18 protein-coding genes are annotated in these 15,575 nt (G+C 73.6%); 9 read left to right on the forward strand and 9 right to left on the reverse strand.

Annotated elements, in window-relative coordinates:
* Positions 1-29 precede the first annotated feature (29 nt).
* From ACOOHC_RS18785 to ACOOHC_RS18800, 4 genes are read left to right on the forward strand one after another with little or no spacing between them, the layout of a single operon-like run.
* Positions 30-1,625 (forward strand): hypothetical protein, encoded by a 1,596-nt coding sequence (locus ACOOHC_RS18785; RefSeq protein WP_420451892.1) that lies wholly within the window; start codon positions 30-32, stop codon positions 1,623-1,625.
* Positions 1,622-2,335 (forward strand): RNA polymerase sigma factor, encoded by a 714-nt coding sequence (locus ACOOHC_RS18790; RefSeq protein ID WP_420451893.1) that lies wholly within the window; start codon positions 1,622-1,624, stop codon positions 2,333-2,335. The genes ACOOHC_RS18785 and ACOOHC_RS18790 overlap by 4 nt, the downstream gene beginning before the upstream one ends.
* The gene (locus tag ACOOHC_RS18795; protein ID WP_420451894.1) at positions 2,332-3,012 is read left to right on the forward strand and encodes a class I SAM-dependent methyltransferase; all 681 of its coding nucleotides are present in this window, start codon (positions 2,332-2,334) and stop codon (positions 3,010-3,012) included. Before ACOOHC_RS18790 ends, ACOOHC_RS18795 begins: the two co-directional genes overlap by 4 nt.
* Positions 3,009-3,653 carry a DUF1269 domain-containing protein gene (locus ACOOHC_RS18800; protein WP_420451895.1) on the forward strand — a complete coding sequence of 215 codons (645 nt, stop codon included), beginning with the start codon at positions 3,009-3,011 and terminating at the stop codon, positions 3,651-3,653. The genes ACOOHC_RS18795 and ACOOHC_RS18800 overlap by 4 nt, the downstream gene beginning before the upstream one ends.
* 23 nt (positions 3,654-3,676) lie before the next feature.
* On the opposite strand, the gene ACOOHC_RS18805 is transcribed toward ACOOHC_RS18800, so the two are convergent.
* The 4 genes from ACOOHC_RS18805 to ACOOHC_RS18820 all read right to left on the reverse strand — a co-directional run bounded on the left by ACOOHC_RS18805 (position 3,677) and on the right by ACOOHC_RS18820 (position 6,513).
* Positions 3,677-4,297 (reverse strand): response regulator transcription factor, encoded by a 621-nt coding sequence (locus ACOOHC_RS18805; RefSeq protein ID WP_420451896.1) that lies wholly within the window; start codon positions 4,295-4,297, stop codon positions 3,677-3,679.
* Positions 4,298-4,362: 65 nt separating this feature from the next.
* Positions 4,363-4,968 (reverse strand): flavin reductase family protein, encoded by a 606-nt coding sequence (locus tag ACOOHC_RS18810; protein WP_420451897.1) that lies wholly within the window; start codon positions 4,966-4,968, stop codon positions 4,363-4,365.
* Positions 4,969-5,020: 52 nt separating this feature from the next.
* Positions 5,021-5,788 carry an ABC transporter permease gene (locus tag ACOOHC_RS18815; protein ID WP_420451898.1) on the reverse strand — a complete coding sequence of 256 codons (768 nt, stop codon included), beginning with the start codon at positions 5,786-5,788 and terminating at the stop codon, positions 5,021-5,023.
* On the reverse strand, positions 5,785-6,513 hold the full coding sequence (locus ACOOHC_RS18820; RefSeq protein WP_420451899.1) for an ABC transporter ATP-binding protein: 729 nt from the start codon (positions 6,511-6,513) through the stop codon (positions 5,785-5,787). The genes ACOOHC_RS18815 and ACOOHC_RS18820 overlap by 4 nt, the downstream gene beginning before the upstream one ends.
* 119 nt (positions 6,514-6,632) lie before the next feature.
* Here ACOOHC_RS18820 and ACOOHC_RS18825 point away from each other — a divergent pair, with 119 nt between their 5' ends.
* From ACOOHC_RS18825 to ACOOHC_RS18840, 4 genes are all read left to right on the forward strand, one after another.
* Entirely contained in the window at positions 6,633-8,030 is a 1,398-nt protein-coding gene (locus ACOOHC_RS18825) for a deoxyribodipyrimidine photo-lyase (protein ID WP_420451900.1), read from the forward strand.
* 75 nt (positions 8,031-8,105) lie between these two features.
* Positions 8,106-8,315 (forward strand): dodecin family protein, encoded by a 210-nt coding sequence (locus ACOOHC_RS18830; protein WP_420451901.1) that lies wholly within the window; start codon positions 8,106-8,108, stop codon positions 8,313-8,315.
* A 2-nt stretch (positions 8,316-8,317) separates the two neighbouring features.
* Entirely contained in the window at positions 8,318-8,566 is a 249-nt protein-coding gene (locus ACOOHC_RS18835; RefSeq protein WP_420451902.1) for a DUF3072 domain-containing protein, read from the forward strand.
* On the forward strand, positions 8,566-8,778 hold the full coding sequence (locus tag ACOOHC_RS18840; RefSeq protein ID WP_420451903.1) for a hypothetical protein: 213 nt from the start codon (positions 8,566-8,568) through the stop codon (positions 8,776-8,778). Before ACOOHC_RS18835 ends, ACOOHC_RS18840 begins: the two co-directional genes overlap by 1 nt.
* Before the next feature lie 66 nt (positions 8,779-8,844).
* On the opposite strand, the gene ACOOHC_RS18845 is transcribed toward ACOOHC_RS18840, so the two are convergent.
* From ACOOHC_RS18845 to ACOOHC_RS18860, 4 genes are all read right to left on the reverse strand, one after another.
* Positions 8,845-9,309, reverse strand: coding sequence for an ATP-binding protein (locus ACOOHC_RS18845; protein WP_420451904.1), 465 nt, complete (start codon positions 9,307-9,309; stop codon positions 8,845-8,847).
* On the reverse strand, positions 9,306-10,019 hold the full coding sequence (locus ACOOHC_RS18850) for a sigma-70 family RNA polymerase sigma factor (RefSeq protein ID WP_420451905.1): 714 nt from the start codon (positions 10,017-10,019) through the stop codon (positions 9,306-9,308). Before ACOOHC_RS18850 ends, ACOOHC_RS18845 begins: the two co-directional genes overlap by 4 nt.
* The gene (locus ACOOHC_RS18855; RefSeq protein ID WP_420451906.1) at positions 10,016-10,387 is read right to left on the reverse strand and encodes a hypothetical protein; all 372 of its coding nucleotides are present in this window, start codon (positions 10,385-10,387) and stop codon (positions 10,016-10,018) included. The genes ACOOHC_RS18850 and ACOOHC_RS18855 overlap by 4 nt, the downstream gene beginning before the upstream one ends.
* A gap of 95 nt (positions 10,388-10,482) precedes the next feature.
* Positions 10,483-10,965, reverse strand: coding sequence for a hypothetical protein (locus ACOOHC_RS18860; RefSeq protein ID WP_420451907.1), 483 nt, complete (start codon positions 10,963-10,965; stop codon positions 10,483-10,485).
* A 263-nt stretch (positions 10,966-11,228) separates the two neighbouring features.
* Here ACOOHC_RS18860 and treY point away from each other — a divergent pair, with 263 nt between their 5' ends.
* A complete protein-coding gene (gene treY, locus ACOOHC_RS18865) occupies positions 11,229-13,634 on the forward strand; it encodes a malto-oligosyltrehalose synthase (protein ID WP_420451908.1) in 2,406 nt (801 codons plus the stop codon).
* 78 nt (positions 13,635-13,712) lie between these two features.
* Here the strand turns inward: treY and treZ are convergent, their stop codons facing one another.
* Positions 13,713-15,575, reverse strand: coding sequence for a malto-oligosyltrehalose trehalohydrolase (treZ, locus tag ACOOHC_RS18870; RefSeq protein ID WP_420451909.1), 1,863 nt, complete (start codon positions 15,573-15,575; stop codon positions 13,713-13,715).

Raw genomic sequence — 15,575 nt, forward strand, 5'->3', positions numbered from 1 at the left:
CGCGGGCGAACGGCCATACCGTGCGGGAGATGGACTCACCGCTGCGACCGCCGACCCCGGGTGAGGCGCGCTCCGGTCCGACCGACCTGGGCCCCGACTCCCCAGCCGTCGGGGCGTCGACCCGCGATCTGGTGGCTGCGCTCCGGCAGCCGGCGACCCGGTCCGAGCTGGCCGGCGGAGCGACCTACATCGGGGCCCTGCGCTCCGGTGTCGGGACCACGCCCGTGGCGGCCCCCGACGGTCGGCGGCGCGTCGGAGCGATCGCGGCGGCCGTGCTGCTGACCGGCGGGATGCTGGCGACGGCGGCGGTGGTCTTCGTCGAGCGCGGCAAGGACGGCGACGTCGCGGTGGACGCCGGCGACGACTTCGTCTCCACCGGAGACCTCGACTCGGCCGATCGCGACGGCGACTCGTCGAGCCTGGGCGAGCCCCCGTTCCCCGAAGCGGCCGACGGGGACGGTGCCTCGGGTGACGGAGACGGGGGAGCCGTGGTCACCACGGGCGACCGCTCGACGGACGACCGATCCGCGTCGGCGGGTGGCACCGTCGACACCGCACCCGGATCGCGCGCCGGCTCGGCCACCCCGCGCACGCCCACCTCGGCCGGCGACGACGCGGCCGATCGCTCGCCGACCGACGCCGGCGGTCCGAGGTCGCCCGCCCCCGGCGAGGCCACGCCGCCCGCGCAGCGTCCCGGAGGAGCCACGGCGAGGCCGTCCCCGGCCCCGGCCGCCCCTCGCCCGGCCGCTCCGGATCCCCGCCCGACGGTGGCGCCTCCCCGTCCGGCCTCCCCGTCGGCGCCCGCACCCTCGCGGCCGGCACCCACCACCCCGGCACCGTCGCGCCCGGCACCCTCACGTCCGGCGCCCTCGCGCCCGGCACCGTCGCGCCCGGCGCCGTCGCGACCCGCACCCGCACCGTCGCGACCCACCCCCGCACCGTCGCGACCCACCCCGGCCCCCGGTCGTCCCGCCGCACCCGCACCGTCACGACCCGCACCCGCACCGTCACGACCCGCACCCGCACCGTCACGACCCGCACCCGCACCGTCACGACCCACCCCGGCCCCCGGTCGTCCCGCCGCACCCTCGAACGACGGAGGCGGGCGAGGATCCGACGCCGCCGAGCGCGCAGCGGCCGAGCGCGCCGCACGCAAGGCCGCCGACGATGCGCGCAAGGCCGCCGAGCGGGCGGAGCGAGACGCACGCCAGGCCGCCGAGCGGGCGGAGCGAGACGCACGCCAGGCCGCCGAGCGGGCGCAGCGAGACGCACGCCAGGCCGCCGAGCGGGTGGAACGAGAGGCGCGCACGGCCGCCGAGCGGGCTGCCGAGCAGCGGGCCGCCGCCGCGCGGGCCTCGGCGCAGCGCGCCGCGCAGGAGCGGGCGGCCGAGCGAGCCCGCGAGCAGGCGGCGACGGCCGACCGCAAGGCACGCAAGGCCGCCGAGAAGGCAGCCCGCGACGAGCGCAAGGCCGCCGAGAAGGCGACGCGAGATGCGCGCAAGGCCGCCGAGAAGGCGGAGCGCGACGCTGCCCGGGCCGGACGCGCGGGACCGGCGGGCGAGGACGGCCCCGGCCGATCCGGGAAGGCCGGGAAGTCCGGCCGGGCGGCCTCGCGCGACGGATGACGGCGACCCCGTCCCCGGCCGAGTCCGACGGGCCGACGACCGACGAGGTGGCCCGACCGGTCGAACCCGATCGCGGGTTCGCGGCCAGCGAGACCATCGTGCGAGCACGAGCGGGCGACGAGGACGCGCTGGCCACGATCTGGGAGATCCACCACCCGCAGGTGGTGCGACTGCTGCGCGCCCGTCGCGTCGACTCGGTCGACATCGTCGCGCGACGCGTCTGGGAGCAGGTCGGACGGTCCATGGCCGACTTCTCCGGTGACGGGCGGGACCTGCGCCGTCGGATCCTGAGGGCGGCCAGTCGACTGGGCTCCGCCGCGGAGCGCCGGGCCGTCGAGCCCGACCAGGGCGGCTCGGCCCGGCACGAGGGAGACCGCCGACCCACCCCGTTCGACCGGCCGGGCCCCTCGAGCCATCGCCCCTCCGGCGACCCCGCGGACGACGACGCCGCCGACGCACCGGGCGTCGCGGACGCAAGCGACGGTCCGTCCGACGTCGACGACGAGGACTCGATCGACCAGGCGATCCGGACGCTGTCGACGCTCCCACCCGTCCAGGCCGAGGCCGTCCTGCTCTGGCTGGTCCTCGACCTCGGCGTCGAGGAGATCTCGTCGATCACCGGCCGGTCCCACGGCGACGTCCGCACCTCGGTTCGCCTCGGCGTCACGTCGCTGAACGAGGCGGCCGGCGACGGCGCGCACGCCCGGTGAGCTCCCCGGGCACCTTCCCGCCGGGCTTCTTCGAGCGCGCCGACGAGCGCGACGACGCCGAGTTCTACTCCGTCGACCGCTTCGTCGCCCACGTCGACGACCGGGCCCTCCGCGGCATCAGCGCGCTGTACGACGAGCTCGACGTCTCCGGTGACGTCGTCGACATCTGCTCGTCGTGGATCTCGCACCTCCCCCGCCGACCCCGCCACCTCACCGTGATCGGGATGAACAGCGCCGAGCTCGCCTCGAACCCGATGGCCGACGAGCGCATCGTCGCCGACCTCAACGCGTCGCCGACCCTGCCGTCGGCCGACGCGTCGGCCGACTTCGTGACCTGCGCGGTCTCGGTCGACTACCTCACGAAGCCGCTCGAGGTCTTCGCCGAGGTCGCACGCACCCTGCGCCCCGGCGGGCTCTTCGTGTGCACCTTCTCGAACCGGTGCTTCCCGACCAAGGCGATCCGCGGCTGGCTCGGCACGGACGATCGCGGTCGGTGCGCGATCGTCGCGGCCTACTTCGACGCCACGGCGGGCTTCGACGAGCCGGTGGTGCAGATCCGCGAGCCGGGAGCGGTCGGGGACCCGCTGTACGCCGTGTGGGCGACACGGTCGACCGACCCGACCGACCCGGGTGACGAGGGTTCGCCGCCGGGCGCGACGGGCACGGTCGGGCCATGACCTCCGAGGGATCCGTCCCGACCCCCGATGCGCCGACGGGATCGGGCGACCCGTCGTCCTCGTCGGCGTTCGATCCTCCCGACCCGTCGCTGCGGATCGGCCTCGACGACTCGTCGCGCGCCGTGTCCGATCCGGATGCCCCCGTGATCATCGGCGTCTCGTTCGACAGCCCGCTGAAGGCCCAGGAGTACCTGCTCGCGATGTCGCGACTCCGTTCCGACGGTGCGCTCGACCTGAAGGACGCGGTCACCGTCACCAAGGACGCCGACGGTGGGGTGAACGTCACCGAGACGATCGATCCGACCCCGGGGCGTGCGGCCCTCTCGGGGGGCATGTGGATCGGTCTGCTCGGCCTCTTCGTCGGTGGCCCGGTCGGTTGGCTCGCGGGGATCGGCATCGGCGCCGGAGCCGGGGCCGTGGCCGCGAAGGTCATCGACCTCGGGATCCCCGACGAGTGGGTCGCCTGGTTCGAGGACGCCGTCAGCCCGAGCACCTCGACCATCGTGATCCTCGCCGAGCACGTCCACGTCCGCGCCCTCGCGGACGAGGCCGAGCGCTTCCAGGGCGCCCGCCTGCTCTACACCTCGATGTCGGACTCCGCCGTCGACCAGCTCAGCGACGCCTTCGGCGACACCGGCTGAGCGCCGTCACCGCACGCGCTGCGTCACCGCGCGCGCTGCAGGGCCATCCGTGCCGCCTCGGTGCGGTTCCGTGCGCCCAGCTTCACGAGGATGCTCCGCACGTGGGACTTGACGGTCTCGGGGGAGACGAACAGATCGTCGGCGATCTCCTTGTTCGACCGGCCGGCCGCGAGGATCCCCAGCACCTGCTGCTCGCGCCCGGTCAACGTGGCGATCGGATCGTCGAGCCGCGGCCGCTCATCGTCGACGACGACCGTCCACTCACCGACGTGCACCTGCTCGAGCAGCTCGACGAGCTCGGCGGCGGTGGCGGACTTCGAGACGACCGCGTCGACCCCGGCGACGCGCCCCTGCTCGGCGAACCACCCGTCGACGTCCCACGTGTAGATGACGACCTTGCCCAACGACGGGTCGGCGATCATCCTCTCGAGGCGCTCCAGGGACGACTCGTCGGCCGTGGTCGCGTCGAAGAGGACGATGTCGCACCCCTCGGTGGGCATGTCGCGGTCGACGCCCTCGATCAGCGAGATGCGATCCGCGTACGGGCTCAGCATCTCACGCAACCCGACGATCACGAGCTCGACGTCGTTGGCCAGCGTCACCCGAGGCGGGCTCGCCACCTGGGAGGTGGGGGTCGGGATCATCCTCCCCTCAGGCTAGGCCCCCGACGTGAGCCGGAGCACGCACGTGCTCAGCCGTGTGCGCTTCGTCACCCCGGGCGCTCGAGCTCGAACAGCTCGCGCGCCCTCGAGTACGCGTCGCCCGCGTGACGGCCGATCGCGTCGAGCCCGATCTGGTCGACCCGGGTGCCGTCGAGCAGGTCGTCGGACACGTTGAACGCGACGACCTCACCGAAGACGACCTCGCTGCCCATCGGGGCGGTGCCGATCTCCACGATCGTCACGACCCGGCACTCGAAGGTCGCGGGAGCCTCGGCGACCGTCGGCGCGTCGATCGATCCGGCCTCGGCGACGGTCAACCCGGCGACCTCGAACTCGTCGACCTCCGGGGGATGGCTGCCCGAGGTGGCGTTCATCGCCTCCGCCAGCGCGAAGTTGACGATGTTCACGGTGAACACCCCGGTCTCGCGGACGTTCGCGAGGGTGTCCTTGCGGGCACCCGGCTGGCCCGTCGGCGCGAACATGACGGTGGGCGGGGTCGCCGCCACCCCGTTGAAGAAGGAGTACGGAGCCAGGTTGCCCACACCGTCCGACGACCGGGTGCCGATCCACCCGATCGGGCGGGGGACGATCAACCCGGTCATCAACTTGTAGGAGTCGATCGGGTCGATGTCGGACGGGAGGAAGCGACGCACGCGCCGAACCTAGACCCCGCGCACCACCGACGCCGGGCGCGCCCGACCGGCGTCAGGTCCGGATGAGCTGGTCGGCGCGGGTGAACAGCTTGGTCGAGATCCCCAGGCTCATCACCGCGGTCGTCGTGGCCACGCTGCCGAGCACCAGGTACATGACCGACACCTGGACCCGCACCGCGTCACCCGGATCGGTCCCGGCGAGGATCAGTCCGACCATCGCCCCGGGGAGCGCGATGATCCCCACGGCCTTGGTCGTCTCGATCTGCGGCACGAGCGCGGTGCGCAGCGACGCGCGCAGGATCGGCCGGAACGCCTCGCGCGCGGACAGGCCCAGCGCGAGGCGCCCCTCGATCTCGGCGCGCCGCTCGACGGCCGCGTCGAACAGCCGGCGCGACACGAGCACGGTCGCCGACAGCGAGTTGCCCACCACGATCCCGGCCAGCGGGACGATCGTGCGCCCCTCCAGCTCGTACACCCCGAAACCGAAGAGCACCCCGAGGGTGACCACGGCCGAGCAGGCGTACGCCGCGAGCGACAGCGGGAACACCGCCGGCACGTCGCGCGCTCGCCGCCAGGTCGTGTAGGCCGCGAACACGTGCATCACCACCAGCCACACCGACGAGCGCCAGAGGGGGTCGTCCTCGTCGACGACGAGCTGCAGGGCGAACCCGACGATCAGCAGCTGCACGAGGGCACGCAGCGCCGACCACACCAGGTCGCGCTCGAGCCCGAGCTGGCGCCACAGCGAGATGGCGAGCGCGACGGCGATCAGGATGCTCGACGCGGCCAGGCCGGCGGTCCCGATGTCGGCGCGGTTCACCCGCTCGACCCCGTGGGAGGTGCACCGGCTCCGACGAGCTCGCGCACCACCGGGTCGGGGTGCTCGTCGAGCTCCGTGAGGTGGCCGAACGCCGCGATCCGGCCGCCGACCAGGACGACGACGTGATCGGCGAGGCGACGGAGCTGAGCGGTGTCGTGGGTGATCCACACGATCGGGACACCGGAGTCGGCGATCTCGCGGCCCAGCTCCTCGATGGTCCGCCGGCTGGCCGTGTCGAGCGATGCGGTGGGCTCGTCGGCGAGCAGCACCGACGGACGGGTGGCGAGGGCTCGGGCGATGCACATCCGCTGCGCCTCCCCGCCGCTGAGGCGGCTCGCGTCCCGCTCGAGCAGCTCACGCGGCACCCCCACGTGGTCCAGCAGGTGCCGGGCCCGCTCGACGCCGATCCCTGGGTCGGCGACCTCGAGGTTCTCCATCACCGTCCCGGGGAAGATCGGCGCCGACTGGAAGATCATCGCGACCTTGCGCCGCAGCTCGCGCGGATCCCACTCCCCGAGCGGACGCCCGTCCCAGCTGATCGTGCCCGACGTCGGATCGTCGAGGCGGTTGAGCAGGCGGAGCAGGGTCGACTTGCCCGCCCCGGAGGGGCCGGCGACCGCCAGGATGCCGTCGCAGGGGATCGAGAGGTCGAGGCCCGCCAGGATCGGGGCGTCGGCGGGACCGGCGACGACCGCGTCCAACTCGAACGTGGCGGGAGCGGTCACGACCGCAACGTACCCCGCCCGCCCCGGACGGACCCACGGGTCCGAGGTGCTCGCTCGTCGACGCGAGCGGGCGCACCCGTCCGTTTCACCGCGTCGGTCGCCAGGGCACGATCCGCACCATGTCCACGACCCAGATCGAGCCGGAGCGGATCCGGTCGTTGAACGACGACGACCCCCACCCCGACGGTCGCTACGTGCTGCACTGGATGCAGTCGTCGCAGCGTGCCGAGCACAACCCGGCGCTGGAGCTCGCGATCCAGCGGGCGAACGACCACGACGTCGCGCTGGTGGTGGCGGCGGTCGTGATCGCCGACTACCCGGAGGCATCGGCGCGCCACTTCGCCTTCATGCTCGGTGGCCTCGGCCAAGCCCTGCGCGCCGTCGAGCGTCGCGGCGCGACCGTCGTGGTCCGCTCGGGCGACCCGGTCGAGTCGATCGTCGGCTTGTGCGACGACGCCGTCGAGGTCGTCTGCGACCGCGGCTACCTGCGCCACCAGAAGCGCTGGCGCCGCGAACTGGCCGAGCGCGCCGGGCGCGCCGTGACCGAGGTCGAGGGCGACGTCGTCGTCCCGGTCGACGTCGTGTCCGACCACCGCGAGCACGCCGCCCGGACGATCCGGCCGAAGATCGCCGAGCACCGCGACCGCTTCCTCGTCGACCTGGGCACGACGTCGCTCGACCGCACCGACGCCGTCGACGGGCCGAGCGCGGACATCCACCTCGACGCCTTCGACGACGTCGAGGCCCTGCTCGCGGACCTCGGCCTCGACGGCGACGGCGACGGCCAACCGCGACCGGTCGACTGGATCACCCCGGGAACCGCCGGCGCCCACGCCCGCCTCGACGACTTCCTCGACGCCGTCGGCGACTACGACGACCGGCGGAACCGGTACACCGACGAGGAGGGGATCTCGTTCATGTCGCCGTACCTGCACTTCGGTCAGATCTCCCCGGTCGCGATCGCGCTCGAGGTGCTCGACCGCGCCGGTGAACGCGCGGAGCCCTACCTGGAGGAGCTGATCGTGCGTCGCGAGCTCGCGAAGAACTACGTCGAGCACTGCGCGGACTACGACTCCTGGGCGGGACTGCCCGAGTGGGCGCGCGACTCCCTCGAGGCCCACCGCGACGACGAGCGCGACGACGTCTACACGGCGGGCGAGCTCGAGCGCGGCGAGACCGACGACGAGGTGTGGAACGCGATCATGCACGAGATCCGCGAGCGGGGATGGGTCCACAACCAGCTGCGGATGTACTGGGGCAAGCAGTTCGTCCGGTGGACGAACACCCCGCGCCACGCCCACCGCACCCTCCTCGAGATCAACAACCGGTGGTTCCTCGACGGTCGCGACGAGAGCTCGTTCGCCAACGTCGGGTGGTGCTTCGGCCTCCACGACCAGGGGTTCCAGGAGCGCGACGTGTCCGGCAAGCTGCGCCCGTTCACCCGTGCCGCGCTGAACCGCAAGGGCGACCTGGGTGCGTGGGTCGACGAGCACGGACCCGACGGAGATCCGGGCTGACCCGACGGCGGACGCCGTTTGGCCTCTCCCGGATCGGGTATCCGCTGGCACCACTCACGAGACGAAGGAGTCCACGTGGCCAACACGACGTTCAAGATGGAGAAGCTGGTCGGGGAATCGCCCGACGGGATCGAGTCGGCGGTGCGTGAGGCGCTGAAGACCTCGGCGGAGAACGTCCACGGGCAGTCGTGGGCGCACATCTCCGACCTGCGGGCGAACATCGACGAGAGCGGCGGCGTCGACCGCTGGCAGGTGACCGTCGAGGTCGCCTTCGAGGTCGACTGATCGTGTCGGACGCTGCGCAGGATCCCGACGGCTCGGCGGCGCCCGCCGACCAGGGCCTCCCCGGGGTCGAGAAGGACCCCGACGACTGGGTCACCGGTGACGAGACGATGACCGGACCCCAGGCGTCCTACCTCGAGACGCTCGCTCGCGAGGCGGGCGAGGAGTTCGACTCGAACCTGACCAAGGCCCAGGCCTCGCAGGAGATCGAGCGCCTGCAGGAGGCCACCGGGCGCGGGACCGAGGGAACCTGATGCCGGACCCCAAGGAGGAGCTCGGCGACGACTCGATGGACCCGCGCAACGATTCCGACGACGACTACGAGACGATGCCCGGGTCGTTGAACGACACGAACCGCAACATGCCGGGCGACCAGCCCGACGACGACACCCCACCCCCGAAGCAGCGCGCCGACAACGAGGTCCCCGACGACGAGAGGTCGAAGCCCGAGGAGGGCTCGGACTGACCGGCGCCCGGGGCGGGACCCGTCCCGGGCCGACCGGCGGCGCCCGCTCGGCCAGGAGCGGGCGCGTCAGCGCGGCGAACCGAAGCCGTCGAGCGGCAGGATCGCGGTCGTCCCGTTCGGCGACGTGACGAACGAGAGGCTCGGGACGAACGCCCGCGCGAGCGCCAAGCCTCGTCCGGTCTGATCGGTCGGGGCGGGGCCCTCGCCGGCGACGTCGTCGGTGTCGGTCAGGTCCAGACCTCGTCCCTCGTCGATGACGCGCACCTCGGGGAACCGGCCCAGACCGACCTCGACCACGACCGCGCGGTCGGGAGCGTGCACCCGGTGCTCGTCGATCGCGTTGGTCACGATCTCGGTCAGCGCCACCAGGAACGAGCTCTCGCGATCGGGGTCGTCGAAGGTGAAGACGCGCCGGATCGCCGAGCGCGCGACGGTCGCGGCCACCGCCAAGGGCGGCAGCTCGAGGCAGAACCAGTCGTCGTCGTCGCCGTCGGCGACGATCGGCTCGGGTCGTGCAGCCGTGCGTGTCATGGTGCCCCCTGGTGCTCGTGGAGTTCGTCGCGGAGTCGGTCGACGACGGCTGCCAGCCGCCGGTGGACCTGCGGTTGCGAGATCCCGATGCGCTCGCCGATCTCGGCCTGGGTGAGCCCGTCGCGGAAGCGGTACTCGATCAGCGCACGCTCGTCCTCGGTGAGGTGCGACAGCGCCGTCGACAGCATCGCGCTCGCCGCCGGGTCGTCGGTGCCGAGGACGGTCTGCTCGAGGTGGTCGCCCGGTGACCCGAACCGGGCCTCACGGACGCGCACCGCGTCCGCCACCCGCTCGCGCTCGAAGCCGACGTGGTCGGCGACCTCACCGACGGACGGAGCTCGACCGAGGCTCGACGTCAGCCGCTCGCTCGCGGCGGCGACCGTGATCGAGTCCTCCTGGAGCGCGCGCGGCACGCGCACCGCCCACCCGTGGGACCGCAGGTGCTTCTTCAGCTCTCCGATGATCGTCACGCTCGCGAACCGCACGAAGTGGCCCAGCTCCGGATCGAACCGGCGACTGGCGAGGAGCAGACCCAGACGGGCGACCTGACGGAGGTCGTCGTCGACGATGCCGCCGTGGCTGTAGCGCCTGGCCAGGCGGTCGGCGAGATCGAGGTGGCGCTCGAAGCGACGCTCGACCTCGGGGTCCGGGTCCTCGTCGGCTGCGGAACCGCCGGCGGCTGCGGGGATCGAGCGCACCGGGCCGCTCACCGGAGGGAGCCGACGAGCTCGATCTCGGACGCGCTCGACCCGCTCTCGACGTCGAAGAAGGCCTCGACCACTCCGTCGACGTCGGCGAAGAGCGCCCGGTCGTGGAGCGCGGGTTCGGTGCGCAGCTCGATCGTCAGGTGGAGGTCACCGCCCGTCACGGCCACGACCACGCTCTCGATCCCGTACGGCCACAGCGTCGTCATCACCTCGCCGAGGGGGATCTCGAGGCTCTCGAGCACGTCGATGCCGATGTCGGTCGCGGCGCAGAGCTGGTCGACCGTGGCCATGACGACCCGGCGCTGCAGCGACGGATCGCTCCCGCCGAAGCGGCAGCGGACCGTCAGGGGCGCAGAAGGACCCCACCTCATCGCACGGGTCCGCCCATCGCGGCCGAGGGTACTCCGAGCGTCCACATCGGCAGGTACCCACGGGCGCGCACGTCCATTCGGGCCGTGCGCGCCGCTCAGTTCGAGCTGAGCCACGACGTCCCGGTCGGGCGCGAGCCGATGATCTCGAGCGCGAGGTCAGGCGGTCGCGGGCTCCACGACGCGAGGTACCCGAGCGGGTCGACGGCGATCACCCGGCCTCCGGTCCCGGAGACGCCCTCGACGAAGCGGCCCAGCAGCGACCGGCCCCGCCGGTCGGCGTCCTCCATCGCGGTGAGGTCCACCACGACGACCTCGAAGCCGAGGCGCTCGAGGCGGGCGAAGCGGTCGTCGACCCGTGCGCACCCGCCATCGACGAGGGCGCCGTGCAGCGCCAGCCAGATCCCTCGAGCCTCGAGCACCTCGATCGTCACCCCGGCCCGTGCGTCACCGACCAACGGCCGCCCGCCCGTCGTGGGCTGCGCAGCGCGGTCGCGACCGGTGCGGGTCCCGGTGGGCGGGCGCGCCGGGCGTCGGGCCGCCTCGGGCCGCGTCGCCGACGTCGTCGTCGGGATGCTCATGTGTGTTCCTCCAGCCGTGGGCCTCGGAGATCCGCGCCGTTCCGCCGCGCCGGCCCGACAGCACGTACCCCTCCCCCGCCCGCGCCATTCGCCGGGACCGCCCGGCGTCGTCGGCCGATCTGGCCTCTCCACCCGGCCGTTCCCTGCCGGTGGCCCCCGCCGCTCCCCGAGCCGACTCGTCCCCGACCGACTTCCCCGGGCCAGGTGTCATGGGCCGTGCCGGGGGAGATGATGACCGGGCACCCCCCGGCAGGACGGAACCCATGACGCGCATCGCCACCCACCGCATCCAGCTCACCCCCGATCTCGGCTTCGACGACGTGATCGGGATCCTCGACGTGCTCGTGCGACTCGGGGTCTCCGACCTCTACCTCTCGCCGATCGCCGAGGCGGTCCCGGGGAGCCGACACGGCTACGACGTCGTCGACCACACCCGGGTGCGCGCCGAGCTCGGCGGGAGGGACGGGCTGGGACGCCTGCTCGACGCCGCGCACGAGAACCGCCTCGGCGTGGTGATCGATCACGTCCCGAACCACGCCTCGGTCGAGCGCGCCGAGCTCAACGCCCCCTGGTGGGAGACCCTGCGCGACGGAGCCGCGTCGCCGGCCGCCCGCTGGTTCGACATCGACTGGGACGCCGCCGACGGACGGGTGATCGTCCCGAAGCTCGGCTCGCCCCTCGACGACGTGCTCGACGCGGGAGGCATCGAGATCGGGACGGGCGACCTCGGACCGGAGGTGCGCTACGGCCCCCTGCGGTTCCCCCTGGCGGAGGGGACCGAGGACCTCGACCCGCGCGAGGCGCTCGACCGCCAGCACTACCGGCTGGCGTGGTGGCGCGACCCCCGGCGCAACGTGCGCCGGTTCTTCACGATCGACGACCTCGTGGCGGTGCGCGTCGAGCACCCCGAGGTCGCCGACGCCGTCGACACCCTCCCCGCCGAGCTGACGGAGCACCCGGCGTTCACCGGCGTGCGCGTCGACCACGTCGACGGCCTGGCCGATCCCGGTGGGTACCTCGAGCGGCTGCGCGACCGGATCGGGGACCGGTGGTTGATCGTGGAGAAGATCCTCGCCCCCGGCGAGGATCTCCCGCGGTCGTGGCCCGTGGACGGGACGACCGGCTACGAGCACATCACGCTCACCGAGCACACCCTGCTCGACCCCTCGGCCGAGCGGCACCTCTCCGGGGCCTGGCGAGCCCAGGTCGACGACCGCCCCTTCTCCGAGCTCGAGCTCGACGCACGCCGCGAGGTGCTCGACGGGGGTCTGCGCCCCGACCTCGACCGCCTCGTGCGGACCCTGCCCGACGACGCGCACGACGTCGCGTCGACGGAACAGCTCCGCGACGCGGTGACCCGTCTCACGTTGGGTCTGCACCGCTACCGCACCTACCTCCCCGACGACGAGGCCTCGATCCCGGCGTTCGACGAGGCGGCGCGCCGTGCCCGCGACGGCGTCGGTGATCGTGACGGCGACGGAGTCGGGCGCGACGCCCACCTCGACCTCGTCGTCGACGCGGTTCGCTCCCACGACGCGTCGCGTGAGCGCTGGCAGCAGCTCACCGGGCCGGTGATGGCCAAGGGCGCCGAGGACCGCGCCTTCTACCGATCCTTCGCGCTCGCCTCCCTCGCCGAGGTCGGCGGCACCCCCGGTGCCTTCTCGACCGACGTCGCCGCGTTCCACGACGCCCAGCGCGACCGCCAACGAGACCTGCCCGCAGCGATGCTCGCGGAGACGACCCACGACACCAAGCGCTCGGCGGCCGTGAGGGCGCGGTCGCTCGCCCTGGCGGCGCACGCCGAGCGGTGGACGTCGCTCGTCGACGCCTGGCTGGCAGACCACCACGACGAGGTCGCGGACCTCGACCCCGGCATCGTCCGCCTCGCGATCCAGACGGCGGTCACCGCCCGCCCGCTCACCGTCGAGCGGCTCGGTGACTACCTGGTCAAGGCGGCCCGCGAGGGCGACGTGATCACCTCGTGGACCGAGCCGGACGAGGCGATCGAATCGGCGCTCGGTCGACTCGCCGGGGTTCTCGTCGCCGAGACCGACCCCGGTCGGACGTCGGCCACCTCGCTCGGCGAGTTCGCGGCCACCGCCGAGCACCTCGGGGCGCGGGTCGGGCTGCGGATGCTCGCGCTGCACCTCACCTGCCCCGGCGTCCCCGATCTGTACCAGGGGTCGCCGGCGGAGCTGACCAGCCTGGTCGACCCCGACAACCGGTCCGAGCCCGACTGGGAGCGCCTGCGCTCGCTGATCGACCGCGTCGCGTCGAGCGACACGGCGACGGCGGTCGGCGAGGGCGACGCCGACCTCGCACGGGCGGTGCTCACCGAGCGGATCCTGCGCATGCGGGCGCGCCGGGCCGACGCGTTCGGACCCGACGGCGGCTACGCGGAGGTCGCCGTCGACGGAGACGGCTCCGAGCACGTGATCGCGCTCGCCCGCACCCACGCCGGCGATGCGGTCGTCGTGACGGTCGTGTCCCGGGCGCTCGCGAGCGCCCCCGACGGCCGGTCGACCTCGATCGAGCTCCCCGAAGGGTCGTGGCGCGACGTGGTCCACGACGACGCGCGCATCCTCACCGGCGGGTCCGTGCGCCTCGTCGACGTGCTCGGCGCCGACGGCGACCCCGGGGTCGCGGTGCTCGAGCGCACCGACCTCTGACGGGTCCGTCGCGACGACCCGGTGGCGCGCAGATCGCGCCACGGCGGGCGGGCGTCGGCGACGCCGGGCGGCCGTGGATCAGGCCAGGTGCAGGCGGGCGGAGTGCGCGCCCAGCGGCCCCGAGGCGGACGGCGAGGAGTCGAACACCACCGCACCGGCGGACGTGCGATCGGTGGGGTCCGGCTCGGCGCCGTAGTTGAGCACCAGCGTCGAGCGGGCACCGTCGAGCTCTCGCTCGACGACGACGACGTCGCCCGCGAGGCGCACGACGTGGCGGGCGGACGGGTCGGTGAGCACCCGGTGGCGGCGCCGCAACCGGATCAGCTCGCGGTACGTCTCGAGCAGGTCGCGCTGCGGACCGGCGTCCGCCTGCGACGGGTCGATCACCGCGTCGGAGAACGTCGTCGGGTCGCCGGGGTCCGCGATCCCCCCCTCCCAGTCGGCGGTGGCGAACTCACGACGTCGACCGTCCTGCACCGCGCGCACCAGATCGGGGTCGCGGTGGTCGACGAAGTAGGGGAACGGAGCCCGCTCGGCGTACTCCTCGCCCATGAACAGCAGAGGGGTGAACGGTCCCAGCAGGACGGTCGCGGCGGCGAGGCGCAGCCGGGGGTCGCCCGGCCCGGCGTCGTGGAGCATGCGCAGCCCGCGCGGGGTGTTGCCGACGTGGTCGTGGTTCTGCGAGAAGGCGACGAGGCGCCGGTGGTCGATGTCGCCCGCGTCCGCACCCTGACGTCGCCCGAACAGAGCGGAGTGCTGCCCGTGGTACACGAAGCGGTGCTCGAACGCCTCGGCGACGTCGCCGGCGCCGGTGTAGCCGGCGTAGTACTCGTGGCGCTCCCCGGTCAGCGCCACGCGCAGCGCGTGGTGGACGTCGTCGTTCCAGACCGCGTCGCACCCCCACCCGTGCAGCGAGCGGGGGCGGACCATCCGCGGCTCGTTCGCCGAGCTCTCGACGATGACCAGCGCCGTGCGTCCGAGCTCGTCGGCGACGTCGTGGACCGCGGCGGCGAACTCGGCGACGAAGGGGTTCGCGGTGGGATCGATGATCTGGTGGACGGCGTCCATGCGGAAGCCGTCGAGGTGGAAGTCGCGGATCCAGCCGACCCCGTTCTCGACGAGGTAGCGCCGCACCGAGTCGCTGTGGCGACCGGCCACGTTGACCGCCTCGCCCCACGGGGTGGCGTACTCGTCGGTGAGGTAGGGCCCGAAGCGCACCAGCACGTTCCCCTCGGGCCCGAGGTGGTTGTAGACGACGTCGAGCACCACCGCGAGGCCGTGGGCGTGGGCGGCGTCGACGAAGCGCGCGAACGCCGCGGGTCCGCCGTAGGTCTCCTGGGTCGCGAAGGGGAACACGCCGTCGTAGCCCCAGTTGCGTGCTCCGGGGAAGGCCGCGACGGGCATCACCTCGATCGTCGTGACCCCGAGGTCGACGAGGCGCTCGAGCTCGCCGATCGCGGCGTCGAAGGTGCCCTCGGCGGTGAAGGTGCCGACGTGCACCTCGTACAGGATCGTGTCGTCCAGCTCGATCCCGCGCCAGCCGTCGTCGCTCCACGGGAACGTCGCGGTGTCGACGACCATCGACGGGCCGTGCACCCCGTCGGGCTGGCGCATCGACGCGGGGTCGGCGAGCAGCTCGCCTCCGTCGAGGCGGAACCGGTAGCGATCGCCGGCGCCCACCCCGTCCACGGTCGCCGTCCAGGTCGCCTCGGGCCGGGTCGGATCCAGCTCCGACGGGGGCGGCTCGAGCGCGGCGACGCGGTCGTCGCCGTGCTCGACGGAGACGACGACCTCGACCGAGGAGGCCTGCGGCGCCCACACCTCGAAGCGCGTCCCCCCGTCGAGCACCGTCGCGCCGAGGCGCCGGTGGGTGATCGAGCCGGGAGCCACGGCGTCGGGCGGCGGCGTCGGGCGGCCGGCGGTCGCGTCGGCGGACGTCAC

The sequence above is a fragment of the Ilumatobacter sp. genome, from assembly GCF_965215205.1.
GTDB lineage: Bacteria > Actinomycetota > Acidimicrobiia > Acidimicrobiales > Ilumatobacteraceae > Ilumatobacter_A.

Bases quoted from the DNA above. Each gene is read 5' to 3' on its own strand.
- ACOOHC_RS18785 (WP_420451892.1), top strand. From the start codon at position 30: ATGGACTCACCGCTGCGACCGCCGACCCCGGGTGAGGCGCGCTCCGGT.
- ACOOHC_RS18790 (WP_420451893.1), top strand. From the start codon at position 1,622: ATGACGGCGACCCCGTCCCCGGCCGAGTCCGACGGGCCGACGACCGAC.
- ACOOHC_RS18800 (WP_420451895.1), top strand. From the start codon at position 3,009: ATGACCTCCGAGGGATCCGTCCCGACCCCCGATGCGCCGACGGGATCG.
- ACOOHC_RS18805 (WP_420451896.1), bottom strand. From the start codon at position 4,297: ATGATCCCGACCCCCACCTCCCAGGTGGCGAGCCCGCCTCGGGTGACG.
- ACOOHC_RS18825 (WP_420451900.1), top strand. From the start codon at position 6,633: ATGTCCACGACCCAGATCGAGCCGGAGCGGATCCGGTCGTTGAACGAC.
- ACOOHC_RS18840 (WP_420451903.1), top strand. From the start codon at position 8,566: ATGCCGGACCCCAAGGAGGAGCTCGGCGACGACTCGATGGACCCGCGC.
- ACOOHC_RS18845 (WP_420451904.1), bottom strand. From the start codon at position 9,309: ATGACACGCACGGCTGCACGACCCGAGCCGATCGTCGCCGACGGCGAC.
- ACOOHC_RS18855 (WP_420451906.1), bottom strand. From the start codon at position 10,387: ATGAGGTGGGGTCCTTCTGCGCCCCTGACGGTCCGCTGCCGCTTCGGC.
- ACOOHC_RS18860 (WP_420451907.1), bottom strand. From the start codon at position 10,965: ATGAGCATCCCGACGACGACGTCGGCGACGCGGCCCGAGGCGGCCCGA.
- treY (WP_420451908.1), top strand. From the start codon at position 11,229: ATGACGCGCATCGCCACCCACCGCATCCAGCTCACCCCCGATCTCGGC.